General features: G+C 64.0%; 20 protein-coding genes. 2 read left to right on the top strand and 18 right to left on the bottom strand.

From position 1 onward, the window contains the following. Window positions 1-22: 22 nt before the first annotated feature. The 18 genes from ACLIJ1_RS04360 to rpsB form a co-directional block, all read right to left on the bottom strand. A complete protein-coding gene (locus ACLIJ1_RS04360; RefSeq protein ID WP_411364246.1) occupies window positions 23-385 on the bottom strand; it encodes a hypothetical protein in 363 nt (120 codons plus the stop codon). A 1-nt stretch (window position 386) separates the two neighbouring features. Beyond that, window positions 387-1,544, bottom strand: a complete 1,158-nt coding sequence (gene carA, locus ACLIJ1_RS04355) for a glutamine-hydrolyzing carbamoyl-phosphate synthase small subunit (protein ID WP_411364245.1) — start codon at window positions 1,542-1,544, stop codon at window positions 387-389. A 264-nt stretch (window positions 1,545-1,808) separates the two neighbouring features. Next, a complete protein-coding gene (locus tag ACLIJ1_RS04350) occupies window positions 1,809-2,576 on the bottom strand; it encodes a TrmH family RNA methyltransferase (RefSeq protein WP_411364244.1) in 768 nt (255 codons plus the stop codon). Further along, window positions 2,573-3,202: a ribonuclease HII gene (rnhB, locus tag ACLIJ1_RS04345; RefSeq protein WP_411364243.1), complete on the bottom strand. Its 630-nt coding sequence runs from the start codon at window positions 3,200-3,202 to the stop codon at window positions 2,573-2,575. Before rnhB ends, ACLIJ1_RS04350 begins: the two co-directional genes overlap by 4 nt. Then, window positions 3,174-4,316 (bottom strand): lipid-A-disaccharide synthase, encoded by a 1,143-nt coding sequence (gene lpxB / locus ACLIJ1_RS04340; RefSeq protein ID WP_411364242.1) that lies wholly within the window; start codon window positions 4,314-4,316, stop codon window positions 3,174-3,176. Before lpxB ends, rnhB begins: the two co-directional genes overlap by 29 nt. A 16-nt stretch (window positions 4,317-4,332) precedes the next feature. Further along, the gene (lpxA, locus tag ACLIJ1_RS04335) at window positions 4,333-5,121 is read right to left on the bottom strand and encodes an acyl-ACP--UDP-N-acetylglucosamine O-acyltransferase (RefSeq protein WP_411364241.1); all 789 of its coding nucleotides are present in this window, start codon (window positions 5,119-5,121) and stop codon (window positions 4,333-4,335) included. A gap of 17 nt (window positions 5,122-5,138) precedes the next feature. Then, window positions 5,139-5,576, bottom strand: a complete 438-nt coding sequence (gene fabZ, locus ACLIJ1_RS04330) for a 3-hydroxyacyl-ACP dehydratase FabZ (protein WP_411364240.1) — start codon at window positions 5,574-5,576, stop codon at window positions 5,139-5,141. A gap of 8 nt (window positions 5,577-5,584) precedes the next feature. Further along, complete coding sequence (lpxD, locus tag ACLIJ1_RS04325; protein ID WP_411364239.1) at window positions 5,585-6,628, bottom strand: UDP-3-O-(3-hydroxymyristoyl)glucosamine N-acyltransferase; 1,044 nt, start codon at window positions 6,626-6,628, stop codon at window positions 5,585-5,587. 15 nt (window positions 6,629-6,643) lie between these two features. Then, window positions 6,644-7,162, bottom strand: coding sequence for an OmpH family outer membrane protein (locus tag ACLIJ1_RS04320; RefSeq protein ID WP_411364238.1), 519 nt, complete (start codon window positions 7,160-7,162; stop codon window positions 6,644-6,646). Next, window positions 7,162-9,462 (bottom strand): outer membrane protein assembly factor BamA, encoded by a 2,301-nt coding sequence (gene bamA, locus ACLIJ1_RS04315; RefSeq protein ID WP_411364237.1) that lies wholly within the window; start codon window positions 9,460-9,462, stop codon window positions 7,162-7,164. Before bamA ends, ACLIJ1_RS04320 begins: the two co-directional genes overlap by 1 nt. Window positions 9,463-9,477: 15 nt before the next feature. Then, window positions 9,478-10,842 (bottom strand): RIP metalloprotease RseP, encoded by a 1,365-nt coding sequence (rseP, locus tag ACLIJ1_RS04310; protein ID WP_411364236.1) that lies wholly within the window; start codon window positions 10,840-10,842, stop codon window positions 9,478-9,480. 57 nt (window positions 10,843-10,899) lie between these two features. Further along, window positions 10,900-12,087, bottom strand: a complete 1,188-nt coding sequence (gene ispC, locus ACLIJ1_RS04305; protein ID WP_411364235.1) for a 1-deoxy-D-xylulose-5-phosphate reductoisomerase — start codon at window positions 12,085-12,087, stop codon at window positions 10,900-10,902. Then, on the bottom strand, window positions 12,084-12,926 hold the full coding sequence (locus ACLIJ1_RS04300) for a phosphatidate cytidylyltransferase (protein ID WP_411364234.1): 843 nt from the start codon (window positions 12,924-12,926) through the stop codon (window positions 12,084-12,086). Before ACLIJ1_RS04300 ends, ispC begins: the two co-directional genes overlap by 4 nt. Then, the gene (gene uppS / locus ACLIJ1_RS04295) at window positions 12,919-13,683 is read right to left on the bottom strand and encodes a polyprenyl diphosphate synthase (protein ID WP_411364233.1); all 765 of its coding nucleotides are present in this window, start codon (window positions 13,681-13,683) and stop codon (window positions 12,919-12,921) included. The genes ACLIJ1_RS04300 and uppS overlap by 8 nt, the downstream gene beginning before the upstream one ends. Before the next feature lie 22 nt (window positions 13,684-13,705). Continuing rightward, window positions 13,706-14,266 (bottom strand): ribosome recycling factor, encoded by a 561-nt coding sequence (gene frr, locus ACLIJ1_RS04290; RefSeq protein ID WP_411364232.1) that lies wholly within the window; start codon window positions 14,264-14,266, stop codon window positions 13,706-13,708. Between the two features lie 42 nt (window positions 14,267-14,308). Continuing rightward, on the bottom strand, window positions 14,309-15,019 hold the full coding sequence (gene pyrH, locus ACLIJ1_RS04285; protein WP_411364231.1) for a UMP kinase: 711 nt from the start codon (window positions 15,017-15,019) through the stop codon (window positions 14,309-14,311). Between the two features lie 185 nt (window positions 15,020-15,204). Further along, window positions 15,205-16,098 (bottom strand): translation elongation factor Ts, encoded by an 894-nt coding sequence (gene tsf, locus ACLIJ1_RS04280; RefSeq protein WP_411364230.1) that lies wholly within the window; start codon window positions 16,096-16,098, stop codon window positions 15,205-15,207. Between the two features lie 110 nt (window positions 16,099-16,208). Continuing rightward, on the bottom strand, window positions 16,209-16,961 hold the full coding sequence (gene rpsB, locus ACLIJ1_RS04275) for a 30S ribosomal protein S2 (protein WP_411364229.1): 753 nt from the start codon (window positions 16,959-16,961) through the stop codon (window positions 16,209-16,211). Window positions 16,962-17,287: 326 nt separating this feature from the next. On the opposite strand from rpsB, the gene ACLIJ1_RS04270 reads away from it, so the two are divergent. Beyond that, window positions 17,288-18,505: an NAD(P)/FAD-dependent oxidoreductase gene (locus ACLIJ1_RS04270; RefSeq protein ID WP_411364785.1), complete on the top strand. Its 1,218-nt coding sequence runs from the start codon at window positions 17,288-17,290 to the stop codon at window positions 18,503-18,505. A gap of 180 nt (window positions 18,506-18,685) precedes the next feature. Continuing rightward, complete coding sequence (lysM, locus tag ACLIJ1_RS04265) at window positions 18,686-19,186, top strand: peptidoglycan-binding protein LysM (RefSeq protein WP_411364228.1); 501 nt, start codon at window positions 18,686-18,688, stop codon at window positions 19,184-19,186. Window positions 19,187-19,190: the final 4 nt, after the last annotated feature.

Below are 19,190 nucleotides of genomic sequence, written 5' to 3'. Positions count from 1 at the left end.
CGTGTGTGTCAGGGCGCCGGACTCAGGCCTGGCGCTGGGTTTCCAGTTTGTTCAGCAGCGCCTGGATGCGCTCGGCGGGCACGTTTTTCTGCATCAGTTGCAGCAGGCCGTCGCCTTCGATGATGGGCCTGAGCACCTCGGCCTCGGCCGGATAGAACTGGGCGTCCCAGGCGGCCATCTCTGTGTTGAAGGTCTCGTCGTCCCAGGTCTTTCCCTTGGCGATCAGGGTCACCAGCGGCGAAGCCTTGTTTTCGATGAAAGCCTTGCGGTAGGGCTTCTGGGCCCAGCGCTGGGCGAACCACTCCTTGTGGGGCGATTCGAGCACCAGCATGCGCTTGGCGATGGCTTTCTCGATGGCGAAGACCGGGAAACTGAAGAGCTTCATGTCAGACCTTGGCTTGTTCCATCAGACCGATGAAGCGGTCGAACAGGTACCCGATGTCGTGGGGACCGGGCGAGGCTTCCGGGTGGCCCTGGAAGCAGAAGGCTGGCTTGTCCGTGCGGGCCAGGCCCTGCAGCGTGCCGTCGAACAGGCTCACGTGCGTGGGGCGCAGGTTGGCCGGCAGGGTCTTTTCGTCGACCGCAAAACCGTGGTTCTGGCTGGTGATGGAAACGCGGCCGCTGTCCAGGTCCTTGACCGGGTGGTTGGCGCCGTGGTGGCCGAACTTCATCTTGAAGGTCTTGGCACCCGAGGCCAGCGCCATGATCTGGTGACCCAGGCAGATGCCGAAGGTCGGCGTGCCGGTTTCGATCAGTTCCTGGGCGGCGGCGATCGCGTAGTCGCAGGGCTCCGGGTCGCCGGGGCCGTTGGACAGGAAGATGCCGTCGGGCTGGTGCTTGAGCACCTCGGCAGCCGGCGTCTGCGCGGGCACCACCGTGACCTTGCAGCCACGCTCGGCCAGCATGCGCAGGATGTTCTTCTTGACGCCGAAGTCGTAAGCCACGACGTGGAACTTCGGTTCGGTCTGCTCGCCGTAGCCGCTGCCGAGCTTCCACTCGGACTGGCTCCAGGGATAGGACGCGGTGGCAGAGACGACCTTGGCCAGATCCTGGCCCGCCATGCTGGGCGCGGCCTGGGCGGCGGCGACAGCTTGTGTGCGGTGGGCGTCGGTGATGGCCTCTCCTGCCGGCAGGGCCACGATGCAGCCGTTCTGAGCGCCCTTGGTGCGCAGCAGACGGGTTAGTGCGCGGGTGTCGAGGTCGGCGATGGCCACCGTGCCTTCACGCTGCAGGTATTGGGACAGGGTCTCTTCGCTGCGGAAGTTGGACGCCAGGAGAGGCAGGTCTTTGATGATCAGGCCAGCGGCATGGATGCGGTCGGCCTCCACGTCCTCACGGTTCACGCCGGTGTTGCCGATGTGCGGGTACGTGAGGGTGACGATTTGCTGGCAGTAGCTCGGATCGGTGAGGATTTCCTGGTAGCCGGTGATCGAGGTGTTGAACACCACCTCGCCGGTCGTCTGACCGGTGGCGCCGATGGAAATCCCTGTAAAGACCGTGCCGTCGGCGAGCGCTAGTAGGGCTTTCGGGTGGACGGGAAGCACGGTTTTCTCCAGAGGTGATTCGGACACTCCCACTGCCGCCATGGGACACAGACCGAGGAGATTCGCGCTCGCTCCCGCAGGGCCGCACCAAGGGTGCGACATGGGGGGAAAGGACGGGGGACCTTGGCAGGAAGCCGGGGCGGACGCGCGGGATGCGTCGATTGCGGGTAAACCCCGGAATTATAGCCGCTCGCCTTCGGTGATCGCCCTTACAAGGACCTGTCTGAACACTGTTTTTGCGCCCGCCCTGGAAGGCCGACGCATTCAGCGCGCGGCGGCGCTGGCGTGCAGGCAGATCGCCGCGGCGGCCGCCACATTCAGCGACTCTTCGCCACCGGGCTGGACGATGCGCACCGACTGGCTGGCCAAGGCTTCCAGCGCGGCGCCGACCCCCTGCCCTTCGTGGCCCAGCACCCAGGCGCAGGGCCAGGGCAATGTCGCCTGGTGCAGGAAATCGCCTCGGTGGGAACTGGTCACCAGCATGGGCACGCCCAGATCGCCAAGGTCTTCGGGAGCGAGTACTTCCACCAGATGCAGGGCGAAATGCGCCCCCATGCCGGCGCGCAGCACCTTGGGCGACCACAGTGCGGCTGTGCCCTTGAGCGCCAGCACCTGCGCAAAGCCCATGGCTGCAGCGCTGCGCAGGATTGAACCCACGTTGCCCGCGTCCTGCAGGCGGTCGAGCACCACGGCTGCCTGCCCCAACTTCGGGCCCACTGTCGCCGGCAGGTCCCATACAAAGCCCACGCCAGCCGGCGACTCAAGGCCACTGATTCCTGCCATCAAGGCCTCGGGGACCAGCACGCGGTGTTCACAGGCGTCGCGCAGCGCATGCGGCGCCACCGGCCAGTACCGATCGCTGAACACGGCGGTCGCCGGGCGATGTCCACGGGCCAGCAAGGCGCGGCAGAGATGGTCGCCTTCCAGCCAGACCTGACCCTGCTTGCGGTAGGCCGTGCTGTCCTGCGCCAGCACGCGCAGGCGCTTGAGCAAGGGGTTGTCGCGGGAAGAGATGTGCGTCGGATCGTTCATGCGCCGCGCTCCTGCAGCAGTTGGGCCACCGGTGCAAACGAGCGGCGGTGTTCGGGCAACGGTCCCAGCTCGCGCAGGGCGCGCAGGTGCTCGGCCGTGCCATAGCCCTTGTGACGATCAAAGCCGTAACCGGGATGTTGCAGATGCAGTTCGCCAAGCATGCGGTCGCGCGTGACCTTGGCCAGGATGGATGCCGCCGAAATCGCCGGCACCAGCGCGTCGCCCGAAACGATCGCCTCGGCCACCACATCGAGCACCGGCAGCCGGTTGCCGTCGACCAGCACCTTGGTCGGCTTCAGGCGCAGGCCCTTGACCGCCCGCTGCATCGCCAGCATCGTGGCCTGCAGGATGTTGAGCCGGTCGATTTCTTCCACCGTGGCGAGGGCCACGCTGCAGCACAGCGCCTTGGCGCGGATCTCGTCGAACAGTTTTTCGCGACGCAACGCGGTCAGTTTCTTGGAGTCGGCCAGGCCCTTGATCGGCGCATGGTCGTCGAGGATCACGGCCGCCGCCACCACCGGTCCGGCCAGCGGTCCGCGCCCAGCCTCGTCGACGCCCGCGACCAGCCCGGGAGCGTCCCAGGCCAGCGGCGCCTGTTCAGCCTTCAAGAACTTTTTCGATCGCATCGGTGGCCAGTCGCGCGGTGTCGCGCTGCAGCAGATGGTGCATGTCGGTGAATCGGGCCTGCAACGCCTGTACGCGCTGCGGCGCATCCAGCCAGGCCAGCGTGGCGTCGGCCAGGGCCTGCGGCGTCGCGGCATCCTGCAGCAGCTCGGGCACCACGAATTCCTGGCTCAGGATGTTCGGCAGGCCGACCCAAGGCTGCAACTGCTTGCGCCGCATGATGATCCAGGAAAGCCAGTGCATGTTGTAGGCGATCACCATGGGCCGCTTGAACAGCGCAGCTTCCAGCGTGGCCGTGCCCGACGCGATCAGTGTCGCGTCGCACGCGGCGAGCGCTTCGTGCGAACGGCCTTCGAGAATCAGCACATCGTTCAGACCGGCCGCACGGGCATGTTCCGCGATCGCCTCGCGCAAGGCAGGCACCGCCGGAACGACAAACCGCAGTTCCGGCCGCTGGGCCCGCATCCGTACCGCCGCATCAAAGAAACGGCGCGCGAGGTACTGCACCTCGGAGCGCCGGCTGCCCGGCAGGATGGCGATCACGTCGCCCTGCTCCTCCAGCCCCAGGGCGCGCCGCGCGGCCGCGCGGTCTGGAACCAGCGGAATCACGTTCGCCAGCGGATGCCCGACATAGGTCGCGGCCACACCGTGGCGAGCCAGCAATTCGGGTTCAAACGGGAAAATGCACAGCACGTGATCGGCCGCCGCGCGCAGCTTCATCACCTTCTTCGGGCGCCAGGCCCAGAACGACGGACAGACGAAATGCACCGTGCGAATGCCTTCGGCCTTCAGCGCGGTTTCCAGGCCGAAGTTGAAATCGGGCGCATCGACCCCGATGAACAGGTCCGGACGCGACTCGCCCATCAGGCGCTCCTTCAGCTGTCGGCGGATGGCGAGGATTTCGCGCAGCTTGGGCAGCACTTCCACATAGCCGCGCACCGACAGCTTCTCGCTGGGCCACCAGGCATCAAAGCCCTGGCGGACCATGGACGGGCCACCGATGCCGCCGGCCGTCAGACCGGGCCAACGGCCCTTGAGCCCCTGCAGCAGCAGCCCGGCCAGCAGGTCTCCAGAGGCCTCCCCGGCCACCAGCGCAAAACGGCGGGTCGCGTCCATGTGGGGAACGACCGGACTAGCGGGCAATGCCACGCGTGGCGGCGGCGAGGAAGCGGCCCATCATGTCAACGTCCTCCGCACACTCGGGCGTTTCCTGGCCCAGCGCCTCGATGGCCGTGCGTGCCTGCTCCAGGGTCAGGCCCTGGCGATAGAGCAGCTTGTGCATCTGCTTCACAGCAGCGAGGCGGGTCGGCGAGAAATCGCGGCGGCGCAGGCCCACCTGGTTGAAACCGCGCACTGCCAGCGGGTTGCCGTCCACCAGCATGAACGGCGGCACGTCCTGCGTGACGGCACTGGCAAAACCGACCATGGCATGCGCACCGACCGAGACGAACTGGTGAATGCCGGTCAGACCGCCCACCGTCACCCAGTCGGCCAGGTTCACGTGCCCTGCCAGCGTGGTGTTGTTGGCCAGGGTGGTGTGGTTGGCCACATGGCAGTCGTGTGCGATGTGCGTGTACGCCATGATCCAGTTGTGGTTGCCCACCGTGGTCACGCCGCCCGCTCCCGGCACGCCGAGATTGAAGGTGCAGAACTCGCGGATCGTATTGTGGTCACCGATGATCAGTTCGGTCGGCTCGCCCGCGTACTTCTTGTCCTGCGGCACCGCGCCGATCGAGTTGAACTGGAAGATGCGGTTGTGTGCACCGATCGTGGTGCGGCCCTCGATCACGCAGTGCGCGCCGATCGTTGTGCCGGGGCCTACCTTCACATGGGGGCCGATGATGGTGTATGGCCCGACCGCGACCGAGCTGTCCAGCTCGGCGGCGGGGTCCACCAGGGCGGTGGCATGAACCTGCGTCATGACGCGCTCCCGGCCGGTCAGGAGACCGTGCGCATGGTGCACATCAGCTCGGCCTCGCACACCACGTCGTTGCCCACACGAATCACGCCCTTGAACTTGTAGATGCCGGCGCGCACGCGGTCCAGCTCGATGTCCATGATCAGTTGGTCACCGGGCTCGACCGGACGCTTGAATCGGGCGCCATCGATGCCCGCAAAGTAGTAAACCGTGTTGTCGTCCATGGTCACGCCGGCTGTGTCGAACGCCAGCAGCGCCGCGGCCTGCGCCATGGCTTCGAGCATCAGCACACCCGGCATCACCGGACGGTTCGGAAAGTGGCCGCCGAAAAACGGCTCGTTGATCGTGACGTTCTTCAGCGCCTTGATGCGCTTGCCTTTTTCCAGCTCAAGCACCCGGTCCACCAGCAGGAACGGATAACGGTGCGGCAGTTGCTTGCGAATCTGGTGGATGTCCATGGTGAGGCTCAATTCTTGTTGGAGTCGGTGTCGTTGCGTTGTTCGAGGGCACGCACGCGCTCGCGCAGGCGGTTGAGCTGCTTGAGCGAGACGGCGTTCTTTTCCCAGGCCGCATTGTCGTCGATGGGGAACATGCCGGTGTACAGCCCCGGCTTGTGGATCGAGCGCGTGACCACGGTCGCGGCCGAGATGTTCACGCGGTCGGCAAGCGTCAGATGCCCCAGCACGATCGCGCCACCGCCAACGGTGCAATGCGCGCCAATCGTGGCCGTACCTGCCACGCCGACGCAACCGGCCATGGCCGTGTGATCGCCGATGCGCACGTTGTGGCCGATCTGAATCAGGTTGTCGAGCTTGACCCCGTTGCCGATGACTGTGTCATCCAACGCGCCACGATCGATGCATGTGTTGGCGCCGATCTCGACGTCGTCGCCGATGCGCACGGCGCCCAGTTGCTCGATCTTGACCCACTCGCCCTGATGCGGCGCGAAGCCAAAGCCGTCGGCTCCGATGACCACCCCGGAGTGAAGGATGCAGCGTCGCCCGACCACACAGCGTTCGCCGATGGTGACGCGTGCATACAGCAACGTGCCGTCACCAAGCACGGAATCCCTGCCCAGCACACAATGGGATCCGATGCGGGCCCCATCCCCCACACGGGCGCCCTCCCCGATCACCGCAAACGCCGCAATCGACACGTCCGCGCCAATCACGGCCGTTGGATGGATGCTCGCCAGGGGATCGATCCGCGGAGGATCGACGGGCGCATGCTGCGCACGCCACCATTGGGTCAGGCGCGCGAAATAGAGGTAGGGGTCGTCGGTGACGATGCAGGGGCCACGACCGCTGGCGGCCTCCTGCAACGCGGGCGGCACGATCAGGGCGCCGGCCGCGGTGGTCTGGATCTGGCTGGCGTAACGCGCCTGGGCAACAAACGAAAGCTCATTGCCACCGGCAGATGCCAGTGGAGCAAGTCGTTCAATGGAAAGCTGGGCATCACCCAGCAACTGCCCACCCAGGGCTTCGACGATGGCGCCGAGAGGCCGGGACACGATGGGCCCCGGGCCTTACTTGGCGCTGTTCAAGCCGTTGAGCACCTTGTCGGTGATGTCGTGCTTGGGATTGATGTACACCGCTTCCTGCAGGATCAGGTCGAACTTCTCGGACTCGGCCACCTGCTTGATGACACGGTTGGCCTTGTCAAGCACCAGTTGCAGCTCTTCGTTCTTGCGCATGGTGACGTCTTCCTGGAACTCCCGCTGCTTGCGCTGGAAGTCACGGTCCTGATCCACCAGTTGCCGCTGGCGGGTCACACGCTGCGCTTCGGGCAGTGTGGGCGCATCGCGCTCAAACTTGTCGGAAGCAGCCTTGAGCTGGGCACCGACCGTCTGAAGATCTTTCTCGCGGCGGGAGAACTCCTGCTCCAGCTTGGCCTGTGAAGCCTTGGCCATGTTGGCCTCGCGCAGCACGCGCTCGGTGTTCACGAAACCGATACGGAAATCCTGGGCCATGGCCGACAGGCTCACGCAGGCAGCCGCCATCAGGACAAACAGAGGGCGGAGATTGCGGCGCTGAAGGGTCTTCATCAAAACGAGGTTCCGATCTGAAACTGGAATTTCTGGATTCTATCGCCCGAGAACTTGCGCACCGGGTTCGCCAGAGCGAAACGCAGGGGGCCGACCGGGGAGATCCAGCTCAGGCCGATGCCCACCGACGACCTCATCTTGCTCAGGTCGACGCTCTCGGACTCACCGTATACGTTGCCTGCATCCACGAAGGCGAACCAGCGCAGCGTCCGGTCGTTGCCGGCACCCGGGAACGGAGCGATGAATTCGGCGTTGAACACGATGTTGCGCGAGCCACCGATATTGACGGTTTCACCCGTTGTCGAACCCGTGACCGCTGAGGTCGGACCCAGTGTGCCCTGCTCGAAGCCTCGGACCGAGCCAAGGCCACCGCCGTAGAAGTTGCGCAAAACCGGGAACGGCTTGCCACCCAGTCCCTTGCCAACACCCAGCTCGGTGTTGAACGCAAAGGTGTATTGGCGGGTGATCGGAAGATATTGCTGGAACTGGTAGGTCAGCTTGGCGTAGCGGCGATCACCACCAAGTCCAAACTCCGAGTTGATGCGCTGCAGCCTCCCTGTGGTCGGCACCAGTGCACTGTCGCGGTTGTCGCGAGCCCAGCCGATGGTCGCCGGCAGGTAGGTACCACCTTGGTCGGCATAGGCCTCGGGCAGCTTGTCACCGGCGGTGACCTTGACCCGTTCCGCCCCCACGCCGAAGAACACCGTGTCGGTTTCGGTGAACGGCACGCCGAAGCGGACACCGACGCCGGGAGTGGCAATTTCGTAGTCGCCACCCTGTGCGTCGTACGGACGGGTGGTCTTGTAGTACACGTCGAAGGTCCGGGAAATGCCGTCCTGCGTGAAGTACGGGTTGGTCGTGCTCAGCACGAACTGACGGTTGTACTTGCTGGTGTTCAGGTCCAGGCCGAGGTAGTTGCCGGTACCGAACACGTTCTCCTGCTTGATGCTGGCGATGAACGAGAGCTTGTCGGCCTGCGAATATCCGGCACCGATGGACAGGTTGCCGGTGGGCTTTTCAGCAACCGTCACGGTGACATCCACCTGGTCGTTGGTGCCCGGCACAGGTTCGGTTTCCACGCCGACTTCGGTGAAAAAGCCCAGACGGTCGATGCGATCGCGCGAGAGACGGATCCGGTCACTGTCGTACCAGGCCGACTCCAGCTGACGGAACTCGCGACGGATGATTTCGTCGCGGGTGCGGTTGTTGCCTTCGATGTTGATGCGGCGCACGTACACGCGGCGCGACGGTTGCGCTCGCAGGGCAAACGAGACGCGGTTGTTGGCGCGGTCGACCAGCGGCACCGCCTCGACCTGGGCAAAGGCGTAACCGAAAGCACCGAAATAATCGGTGAAGGCTTTGACCGTGCGACTGACTTCTTCCGCGTTGTAGGCCTCACCGGCCTTGATCGTCACCAGCGACTTGAACTCCTGTTCTTTGCCGAGGTACTCACCTTCCAGCGCGATGCCGGACACAACGAAACGGTTGCCTTCGGTCACGTTGACCGTGACCGACATGTCGCGCTTGTCGGGAGAGATGGCCACCTGTGTCGAATCGACCTTGAACTCCAGGTAGCCGCGCGAGAGGTAATAGGAGCGCAGCGTTTCGAGATCGGCGTTGAGCTTGGCGCGCGAGTAACGGTCGGCCTTGGTATACCAGCTCATCCAGCCGCCGGTGTCCAGATCGAACAGATCGCGCAGGGTGGACTCGGAGAAGGCCTTGTTGCCGACGATCCGGATTTCCTTGATCTTGGCAGTGTCACCCTCGACCACGTTGAAGTTGAGGTTCACACGGTTGCGCTCACCCGGCGTAACCGTGGTGACCACCTGAGCCGCATACATGCTGCGGTTGATGTACTGACGCTTGAGTTCCTGCTCGGCACGGTCGGCGAGGGCCTTGTCGAACGGACGCCCTTCAGCCAGTCCCACATCCCGCAAGGCCTTCTTGAGGATGTCGGCGTCGAATTCCTTGATGCCTGTGAAGCTGACGTCGGCCACCGAGGGCCGTTCTTCAACTATCACCACCAGGACATCACCATTGATCTGAAGGCGCACATCGGAGAACAGTCCCAGCCCGAACAGCGCACGGATCGCCGTGGACCCCTTGTCGTCGTTGTACTGGTCACCGATCCGGAATGGCAGCGAGGCGAATACCGTTCCTGGTTCGACGCGCTGCAGGCCCTCGACACGGATGTCCTTGAGCAGGAACGGGTCAACGGCCCATGCGGGCAGTGCCATCAGGAGAGCGGAGGCAACGGCGGACAGCTTCAGTCCACGCAGGCCGGAGGTAATTGGTTTCATGAAGAGAGAGATCGTTCAGCCCACGAGACGGGAGATATCGTTGAAGAGGGCAACGCACATGAGGGCCAGCAGCACAGCCACTCCCCCTCGCTGCAGCCGCTCCAGCCAGACGTCGGACACGCCGCGGCCGGTCACACCCTCCCAAAGATAATACATCAGGTGCCCTCCATCGAGGACGGGCAGTGGCAGCAAGTTGAGCACGCCCAGACTCACGCTGATCAGCGCCAGAAACACGAGATATTGCGTGAGGCCCATGCTGGCGGATTTGCCTGCGTAGTCGGCAATCGTCAGCGGGCCGCTGATGTTCTTGAGCGAAGCCTCGCCAATCACCATGCGCCCCATCATCTTCAGGGTCAGCCAGGACACTTCCCAGGTGCGCTGGACCCCCATCCAGGCACCCTCGAGAAAACCGTAACGAACCGTTGTCATGGCGGGCGCCGCACCAACAAACGCGCCGATGCGCCCGATCCAGACGTCTCCCGCCCTCTCCGGCCTGGGCAAAACCCTCAGGCTCAGCGACTGTCCGCCACGGACGATGTCCCAGATCTGTTCGACAGCCTTGCCGTCGGCGTCCACGCCCGCACGAATTCTCTGACGCAAGGCAGCACCGTCGGTCACCGGCTTGCCGTCGGTGCGAAGCACCCGGTCCCCTTCTCGCAGGCCGGATGCAGCGGCCGCACCGTCAGCCATGATCTCGCCCATGACCGGCTCGGTCCAGGGCGTCAGAATTCCGATGCGCTGAAACAGCTTTGCGTCAGCCTCCTTGACATCGAGTTGGCTCAGCGGCAACGTGATTTCGCGCGTCGCTCCACCCTCTTCCCTCGCCACAGCCAGTCGCATATCGGTGTTCGACAAAGCCGCCTGGGTCAAGCGCCAGCGAAGATCTTCAAAGGAGCGCACGTCGGTGGCTTCGTCTTCGCCAGCCGCTGCCTCGCGCACCCATTCGCCGCCAGACAAGCCTGCGCGCTCGGCCAAGGAACCCGCAACCGGGGCGGCCAGCACCGGCTTGGGTTCTTCAACCCCGCTCCAGTTCACCACGGCATACAGCACCATCGCCAGCAACAGGTTGGCCACGGGCCCCGCGGCGACCACCAGTGCACGGGACCGCAGCGGCTGGGTATTGAAAGCAAGATGCCGCTCGGCAGGATCCACCGTCCCCTCCCGTTCATCGAGCATGCGCACATACCCCCCCAACGGCAGTGCACAGATCACGAACTCTGTCGGGCTGCCAGCCTTTTGCCAGCGCAGCAGTGGTTTGCCGAAACCGACCGAAAACCGCAACACCCTGATGCCACAGGCGACCGCCACCCGGTAGTGGCCGTATTCATGCACTGCAATCAGCAGGCCCAGCGCAACGACAAAAGCAATCAACGTGGTCATGGATCCTCCGCGATTCAAAAGGCCCGGGGCTGCTTGGGCCGACCGGATGGAATGGGATCAACCGCCGCTGCGAGCCACCTGGGTGGAGGCCAGGGCGCGCGCCTGTGCATCCAGTTCGAGCAAGTCTTCGAGACTGCCAGGTTTGGAGGGCACCAGGGCTGCCAAAGTTGCATGGTTGACCGCATGGATCTGGTCAAACCTCAGGCGCCGGTCCAGGAACGCGGCAACGGCCACTTCGTTGGCCGCATTGAGCACCGCTGTCGTGCCCGACGGGCCTGCCAACGCTTCCCAGGCCAGCTTCAGACCAGGGAAACGCAGATCGTCCGGCTTTTCAAACGTCAGCGCACCCAGCGTGGAGAAATCCAGCGCGGAAGCGCCGGACGCCATGCGTTCCGGCCAGGACAGGCCGTAGGCGATCGGTACGCGCATGTCGGGCGTGCCAAGCTGGGCGACCACCGAGCGGTCATGGTATTGCACCATCGAGTGGATCACGCTCTGCGGATGGATCACCACCTCGATGCTTGATGGCTCCAGACCGAACAGGAAATGCGCTTCGATCACTTCCAGCGCCTTGTTCATCATCGTCGCCGAGTCGACCGAAATCTTGCGTCCCATGACCCAGTTCGGGTGCGCGCAGGCTTCCTCCGGCGTCACTCGCGAGAGCGTTGCCGGGTCCCTCTGGCGGAACGGACCGCCCGAGGCAGTCAGCAGGATCTTCTCGACGCGGCGCGACCAGGTGGACGCATCTTCGGGCAACGACTGGAACACCGCGGAGTGCTCGCTGTCGATGGGCAGCAGCGTGGCGCCACCATCACGCACGGCCTGCATGAACCAGTCGCCGCCGACCACCAGCGCTTCTTTGTTTGCCAGCAGCAGCTTTTTCCCGGCACGCGCCGCCGCCAACGCCGGCTCCAGACCGGCGGCCCCCACAATGGAGGCCATCACGGCGTCCACCTGCGGATCGGCGCTGACCTCGCACAGGGCCCTGGTGCCATCCAGCACCGTCACCGCCAAGCCCAGATCCTTGACCTTGGCGGCGAGCTCGCGCGCATGCACTTGACTGGCCATCACGGCGTACTGCGGACGGTGTGCCTGGCATTGCGCCAGCAGCAGATCGACCTGGGTCGACGCGGTCAGCGCAAACACCCGGTAGCGGTCCGGATGGCGTGCGATCACGTCCAGCGTGTTCGTGCCGATCGATCCGGTAGACCCCAGGACGGTGACGTTCTGCAATGCCAAGCTCATGTCTCCATCAGTTGGGTCAGCAACATCGCCACCGGCAGCACCGGCAGCAATGCATCGACCCGGTCCAGCACGCCGCCGTGACCTGGCAGCAGCTGGCTCGAATCCTTCATGCCGGCGCCACGTTTGACCAGCGACTCCAGCAAATCTCCCACCACACTGGTGGCGGTCAGAAACACGACCGCCAAACCCAACCACAGCGGCCCGGCGTCCCACAGGCGGCTGAACAGGCTCGGCGCACCCACATCGTAGGTGGCATCAAACCACAGCCAGAACCACGCCAGCAGGCCGACACCTGCAAAGCCACTGATGGCGCCTTCCCAGCTCTTGCCCGGGCTCAGGGTCGGCGCGAGTTTGCGTTTTCCAAAGGCCCGACCGCCTGCATACGCTGCGATGTCGGCAGCCCAGACCAAAGTCAGGATGGACAGCAGAAACACGAGCCCGATCTGGCGTGCCTGCACCAGTGCGAGCCAAGCGCAGCCCAGCAGCAGCAAGCCGACGACCAGCCGCGGCAACGCAGGCCAGGCCTGCCAGCCGCTCACACCGCGTCGCAACATCACCAGTGCCAGCAGCAGCCAGGTTGCCGAGGCGCCTGCCCAGACCGGGAACCATCCCCGGTCGAGCCCACCCCACCACCAGAACGCGAGCATCAGCAGCCCCAGCGCGACGCCCACCAGGCGGGCGCCCATCGCGCCAATGCCATTCAAACGTGCCCATTCCCAGCCTGCGGCGCTCACCATCAGCACGGCGAGCGCGGCAAACGGTCCGATCGAACCATGGAACATGGCTGGCAACAGAACTGCCAGCAGCAACAGCGCCGTGATGATGCGCTGCTTAAGCATGCGTCCGGCCAACTGCAGCTGGCGGAGCCTGCGTCACTTGCTCCGAGGTCTGTCCGAAGCGGCGCTCACGACCGGCGAAATCTGCAAATGCCCGGTCGAGCTCGCCGGCATCGAAGTCGGGCCAGAGGCAAGATGTGAAAAACAGCTCCGTGTACGCGCACTGCCAGAGAAGGAAGTTGCTGATGCGCATCTCGCCGCCGGTACGGATCAGAAGATCCGGATCGCCCACGTGCGCCAGCGCTGTGGTTTCACACAATGCTGCTTCGGTGACTTCACGTCCCTGCTCTACCAGCTTGCGGGCTGCCTGGGCAATGTCCCATCGCCCCCCGTAGTTGAAGCAGACATTGAGGACCATGCGATCGTTGGCGGCCGTGGTCTGCTGCGCCTTTTCAAGGCCTTGCAGGAGGCGCGGCGACAGACCAGTCGAGTCGCCGGGAAAGTGCAGACGAACGCCGTTCTTGTTCAGCTTGGGCACTTCCCGCGACAAGGCCAGCACCAGCAGCTCCATCAGGCCAGACACCTCTTCCTGCGGGCGGTTCCAGTTCTCGGAAGAAAACGCAAACACGGTGAGTACCTGGACATTGCGCTCCAGGCAGGCCCGCACCGTCCGGCGCAAAGCATCCACCCCCTGCTTGTGCCCAGCCACGCGCGGCAGATGCCGTTTCTTGGCCCAGCGCCCATTGCCATCCATCACGATGGCCACATGGCGCGGCACCACCGCGACGGGCGTGTTGACAGATTGGGAACGGGAAGCCATGGGGACGCGGAATGCGCTGGGGTCAGACCGCCAGGATTTCCTGCTCCTTGGAGGCAACCAGCCGGTCCACCTCGACGATCATTCGATCGGTCAGCTTCTGGATGTCTTCCACCGAGCGGCGCTCATCGTCTTCCGACGCCAGCTTGTCCTTCACCAGCTTCTTGATGTGCTCGTTGGCATCGCGGCGCAGGTTGCGGATCGCCACCTTGGCGCCCTCGCCTTCGCCCTTGACCATCTTGGTCATTTCCTTGCGGCGCTCTTCGGACATGGGAGGCATCGGCACACGGATCAGGTCGCCCTGACTCTGAGGATTCAGCCCCAGATCGGACTCGCGGATGGCCTTCTCGATCTTGGCACCCATGCCCTTTTCCCAGGGCGCCACACCAATGGTGCGGGCATCCAGCATCGACAGGTTGGCCACCTGCGACAGCGGCAGCATGGAACCGTAGTAGTCCACATGCACGGTGTCCAGAATCTGGGGGTTGGGACGCCCGGTGCGCACCTTGGACATGCTGCCCTTGAGCGACTCCAGCGACTGCTGCATCTTGTGTTCGGCGTTCTGACGGATTTCAGCGATGCTCATGAATGCTCCTAAGAATGACGGGGGCTCGAAGCCACGCCTGCGTCAGACGTGAACCAGGGTTCCCTCGTCGCCGCCCAGCACCACATTGCGCAGTGCACCGGGCTTGAAAATCGAAAACACCTTGACCGGCAGCTTCTGGTCGCGGCACAGCGCAAACGCAGTGGCGTCCATGACCTGCAGGTTCTTGGCCATGGCCTCGTCGAAAGTGAGCGAGGCGTAACGGGTGGCTTTGGGATCCTTGTTGGGGTCGGCGGTGTAGACGCCGTCCACCTTGGTCGCCTTGAGCACGATCTCGGCGCCGATCTCGGCGCCACGCAAGGCCGCCGCCGTGTCTGTGGTGAAGAAAGGGTTGCCGGTACCCGCGGCGAAGACCACCACCTTGCCCTCTTCGAGGTACTGCAGGGCCTTGGGGCGCACATAGGGCTCGACCACCTGCTCGATGGCAATCGCGGACATCACGCGAGCGACCAGCCCGGCCTTGTCCATGGTGTCGGCCAAGGCCAGCGAGTTCATCACCGTGGCCAGCATTCCCATGTAGTCGGCCGTGGCGCGGTCCATCCCGACAGCCCCGCCAGCGACGCCGCGAAAGATGTTGCCGCCGCCGATCACGATCGCCACCTGGACACCTAGGCGAGTCACTTCGGCAATCTCCTCCACCATGCGGACGATGGTGGCCCGGTTGATGCCAAAGGCATCGTCGCCCATGAGGGCCTCACCGGAGAGTTTCAGCAGAATGCGTTGGTAGGACGGCATGGACAAATTCCTGTATTCAACTCTTGTTGTAGCGCTTGCTGCGTACCCAGCCAGCAAGTGTAGCGAGGACCGGCACCCGATTCAGGTACCCAAGGTCATGACTCCGTAAAAATCGGCCAGCCAGATGTGACAACGGGCCTTGCGGCCCGTTGTCTGGATCAGCGGCAGGCGCGAGATCCGCGGTATCAGGCACCCTTGGCAGCAGCCACCTGGGCAGCCACTTCGGCCGCAAAGTCGTCGACCTTCTTCTCGATACCTTCACCAACCACGTACAGGGTGAAGCCCTTGGCGGTGGTGTTGGCCGCCTTCAGGTAGGCACCCACGGTCTGCTTGCCGTCGGCAGCCTTCACGAAGACCTGGTCAAACAGGGACACTTCCTTGAGGTACTTCTGCACCGAACCGTCCACCATCTTGGCGACGATGTCGGCCGGCTTGCCAGACTCGGCGGCCTTGGCGGCAGCCACCGAGCGCTCGCGCTCGATCAGCTCGGCCGGCACATCGGCACTGGTCAGGGAGACCGGCTTCATGGCAGCCACGTGCATGGCCACATCCTTGGCGGCCACGGCGTCACCATCGAATTCCACGACCACACCGATGCGGGTGCCGTGCAGGTAGCCAGCCAGCTGGCCGCCGTTGGCCCAGCGCTGGAAGCGGCGGAACGACATGTTTTCGCCGATCTTGCCGATCAGGCCCTTGCGCACGTCTTCCAGGGTGGGGCCGAAGCCGTCCTGCTCATAGGCCAGAGCACCCAAGGCGGCGATGTCGGCCGGGTTGTGATCTGCAACCAGCTTGGCGGCGGCATTGGCCAGCGCCAGGAAGCTGTCGTTCTTGGTCACGAAGTCGGTTTCGCAGTTGACTTCGATCAGGGCACCGGTGGCGCCATTGATGGCGGAAGCAACCACGCCTTCGGCGGTCACGCGGCTGGCGGCCTTGCCAGCCTTGGTGCCCAGCTTGACGCGCAGCAGCTCTTCGGCCTTGGCCATGTCGCCATCGGCCTCGGTCAGCGCCTTCTTGCACTCCATCATGGGAGCGTCGGTCTTGGCGCGCAGTTCGGCGACCATGCTTGCGGTAATTGCCATGTCAGTTCTCCATTGTCCGGACCCGCCAGGCGGGTCCACACTGTTCATTGATCGGTTTCGCTTGTGAAAAAGGGGCTACTGGAGCCCCTCGTTCGCACAGGCGGCGAGGCTCAGGCGGCCGCGTCTTCCTTGACTTCGACGAACTCGTCGGAACCTTCGGCCACAGCCTTGACCACATCGGTCACGGCATTGGCACGGCCTTCGAGGATCGCGTCGGCGATGCCACGGGCGTACAGGGCCACGGCGCGGGCCGAGTCATCGTTGCCTGGAATCACGTAGTCGATGCCGACCGGCGAGTGGTTGGTGTCCACCACGCCCACCAGCGGAATACCCAGCTTCTGGGCTTCAGAGATCGCAATCTTGTGGAAGCCCACGTCGATCACGAAGATGGCGTCCGGCAGGGCGTTCATGTCCTGAATGCCGCCGATGTCCTTCTCAAGCTTTTCCATTTCGCGGGCGAACATGAGCTGCTCCTTCTTGCTCATGCTTTCCAGGCCAGCTTCCTGCTGGGCCTGCATGTCCTTGAGGCGCTTGATGGAGGTCTTGACGGTCTTGAAGTTCGTCAGCATGCCACCCAGCCAGCGCTGGTCAACGAAGGGCACGCCGGCGCGACGGGCTTCAGCGGCAACGATTTCGCGCGAAGTGCGCTTGGTGCCGACCATCAGGATGGTGCCGCGGTTGGCGGACAGCTGCTTCACGAACTTGGCAGCTTCCTCGAACATCGGCAACGTCTTTTCGAGGTTGACGATGTGGATCTTGTTGCGATGGCCGAAGATGAACGGCGCCATCTTGGGGTTCCAGAAGCGGGTCTGGTGTCCGAAGTGGACGCCGGCTTCCAGCATTTCGCGCATGGAGATGGACATGATGTATTCCAGAGGTTGGGTCTAAAATCCAGCCCCGACCGGTTCGAGATTCACCGCCTGAAAGCAGTTGATTCATCGACCCGGCACCTGGTTGGGCTGGTTTGGGATTTGCTATGCTGCTTTGGGCGCTTCCGCACCCTAGATCAGCAAAGCCCATCGATTATAGCAGGCCATCCAGGTTTCCCTTCGCCCCAGGCAATGGCGTCCGCGACGCTTGACAGCGAACATCGGTCGTCACTGCACGCACACCCTTTCATGTCAGCCTCCCTCCAGACACCCAGTTCCGTCTCCGCACCTGTCGGGAGAACAGCGAGTTTCCAAAACACCTGCAACCGGAGCATCTCTTGAGACTCGCCGTCGTCGGAGCCGGGGTTGTGGGCGTCACGACTGCTTACGAACTGACGCAGGACGGGCACGAAGTCACGGTGTTCGAACGCTGCAGCACAGCCGCCGAGGGCGCCAGTTTTGCCAATGCGGGTCTGCTGGCACCCGAATGGATGGCCGCAAGAGCATCCCTGCACTGGAAAAATGCACAGAAATCGGGGCTGGGCGGCTGGTGGCAAGGCCTCACGCGCACCAAACAACCAACCTATCTGGATCCAGGCCCAGGCATTCTGGCCATCGCGAAGTACGGCGCAGAACGGCTGGCCGCCCTTTGCGAGCACTTGCAGATCACCGTCGACAGCCATCAGGGAATGATGGTGGTCTGGAGAGATCCGCGCGACAGTGCTGTCGCAGAGGAGCTGCGCGCCAGCATGCGTGCCATGGGTGGCGAATGCCACCTCATGCCTGGCGACCAGGCCCGTGCGCTTGAACTGGCACTCAATACCGAGACCCCGCTGCACGGCTCCATGGTCATGCCAGATGCCTGGTCGGTGAACTGCCGCCAGTTCACACTGGCCCTGCGTGCACGCGCACAGCAAGATGGCTGCCGGTTCGAGTTCGGGCGGCCTGTCACTGCGCTGCAGCCTGGGCGACCGGTCCACCTGGTGCATGGCTCCGGCGAGACGGACCAGTTCGACGGTGTGGTGCTGTGCTCAGGGGCGACCTCCGACGCATTGTTGCGGCAAATTGGTGTTGAGCTTCCTTTGGAGAACCACGTCGGGCACTCGCTGAGCGCCTCGGTGCGCGAATCGATCGATGCCCCGGTGGCCGTCGTGCACGACCTGCGTCAAGGCGTTTCGATTGCCCGCATGGCACAGCGGGTGCGCGTCAGTGGCCCACTGAACAGAACCAGCAAAACAGATCGCCCGGAGGAGCATTTCAGACGTCTGTACAAGGTGCTCGATGACTGGTTTCCCGGTGCGATCCGCCTGGGTCAGGCTGGCGGAGTTCAGGAGTGGAGCGCCCAGGTCAGCAACACCCCCGATGCATTGCCTGTAATCGGTGAGACTGCTGTGCCGCACGTATGGATCAACAGCGGGCATGGCGTGCACGGCTGGGTCATGGCCTGTGCAAGTGCCCGCCTGCTGGCAGACCAGGTCGGCGGACTCACTGCCGAGATCGACGCCGGGGCCTACAGCGCACAGCGCTGGACCAACTGACGGCACTTGCCATCGCCTTGCCACGGGTTCGTGGTGAAATGCCATCAGAAACGCCATCGACTGCACAGAATTGACGCAAAGCCCTTCGGGCGAGGCGTGACCGCAAACGGCCTCCTTGACGTGCATGGATCGGCCCCGCAGGATCGACAGGCATTTTTCTCAACCCGAAGGAGTCAGATCATGGGAATGTTCAGTTTCATCAAGGAAGCCGGCGAAAAGCTGTTCGGCATCGGTCACGCTCAGGCTGCGCAAGCTGCAGCCCCTGCTGCCCCCGGCGCAGACCAGATCGCTGCGCTGAACCAGACCGCCGCCCAGGCGATCGCCAAATACATCCAGAGCATGAATCTCAATGTGGACGCGCTGGACGTGGGCTACGACGCCGCCAGCGAAACCGTCACGGTGTCGGGTGTCGCACCGGACCAGACCACCAAGGAAAAGGTCATCCTGTGCTGCGGCAACGTGGCCAACGTCGCCACCGTCAACGACCTGATGACGGTCTCGACCCCGGAACCTGAGTCGCAGATGTACACCGTGGTCAAGGGCGACAACCTGTCGAAGATCAGCAAGGAGTTCTACGGCACGCCCAACAAGTACCCGCAGATATTCGAAGCCAACCGCCCGATGCTGAGCCACCCGGACAAGATCTACCCGGGTCAGGTGCTGCGCATCCCTCCCGCCTGAGTGG

This window comes from Hydrogenophaga sp. RWCD_12, assembly GCF_046604225.1.
Lineage (GTDB): Bacteria > Pseudomonadota > Gammaproteobacteria > Burkholderiales > Burkholderiaceae_C > Hydrogenophaga.
The sequence above is the reverse complement of the archived record's forward strand: the minus strand, read 5'-3'. Positions and strand labels throughout refer to the sequence as shown.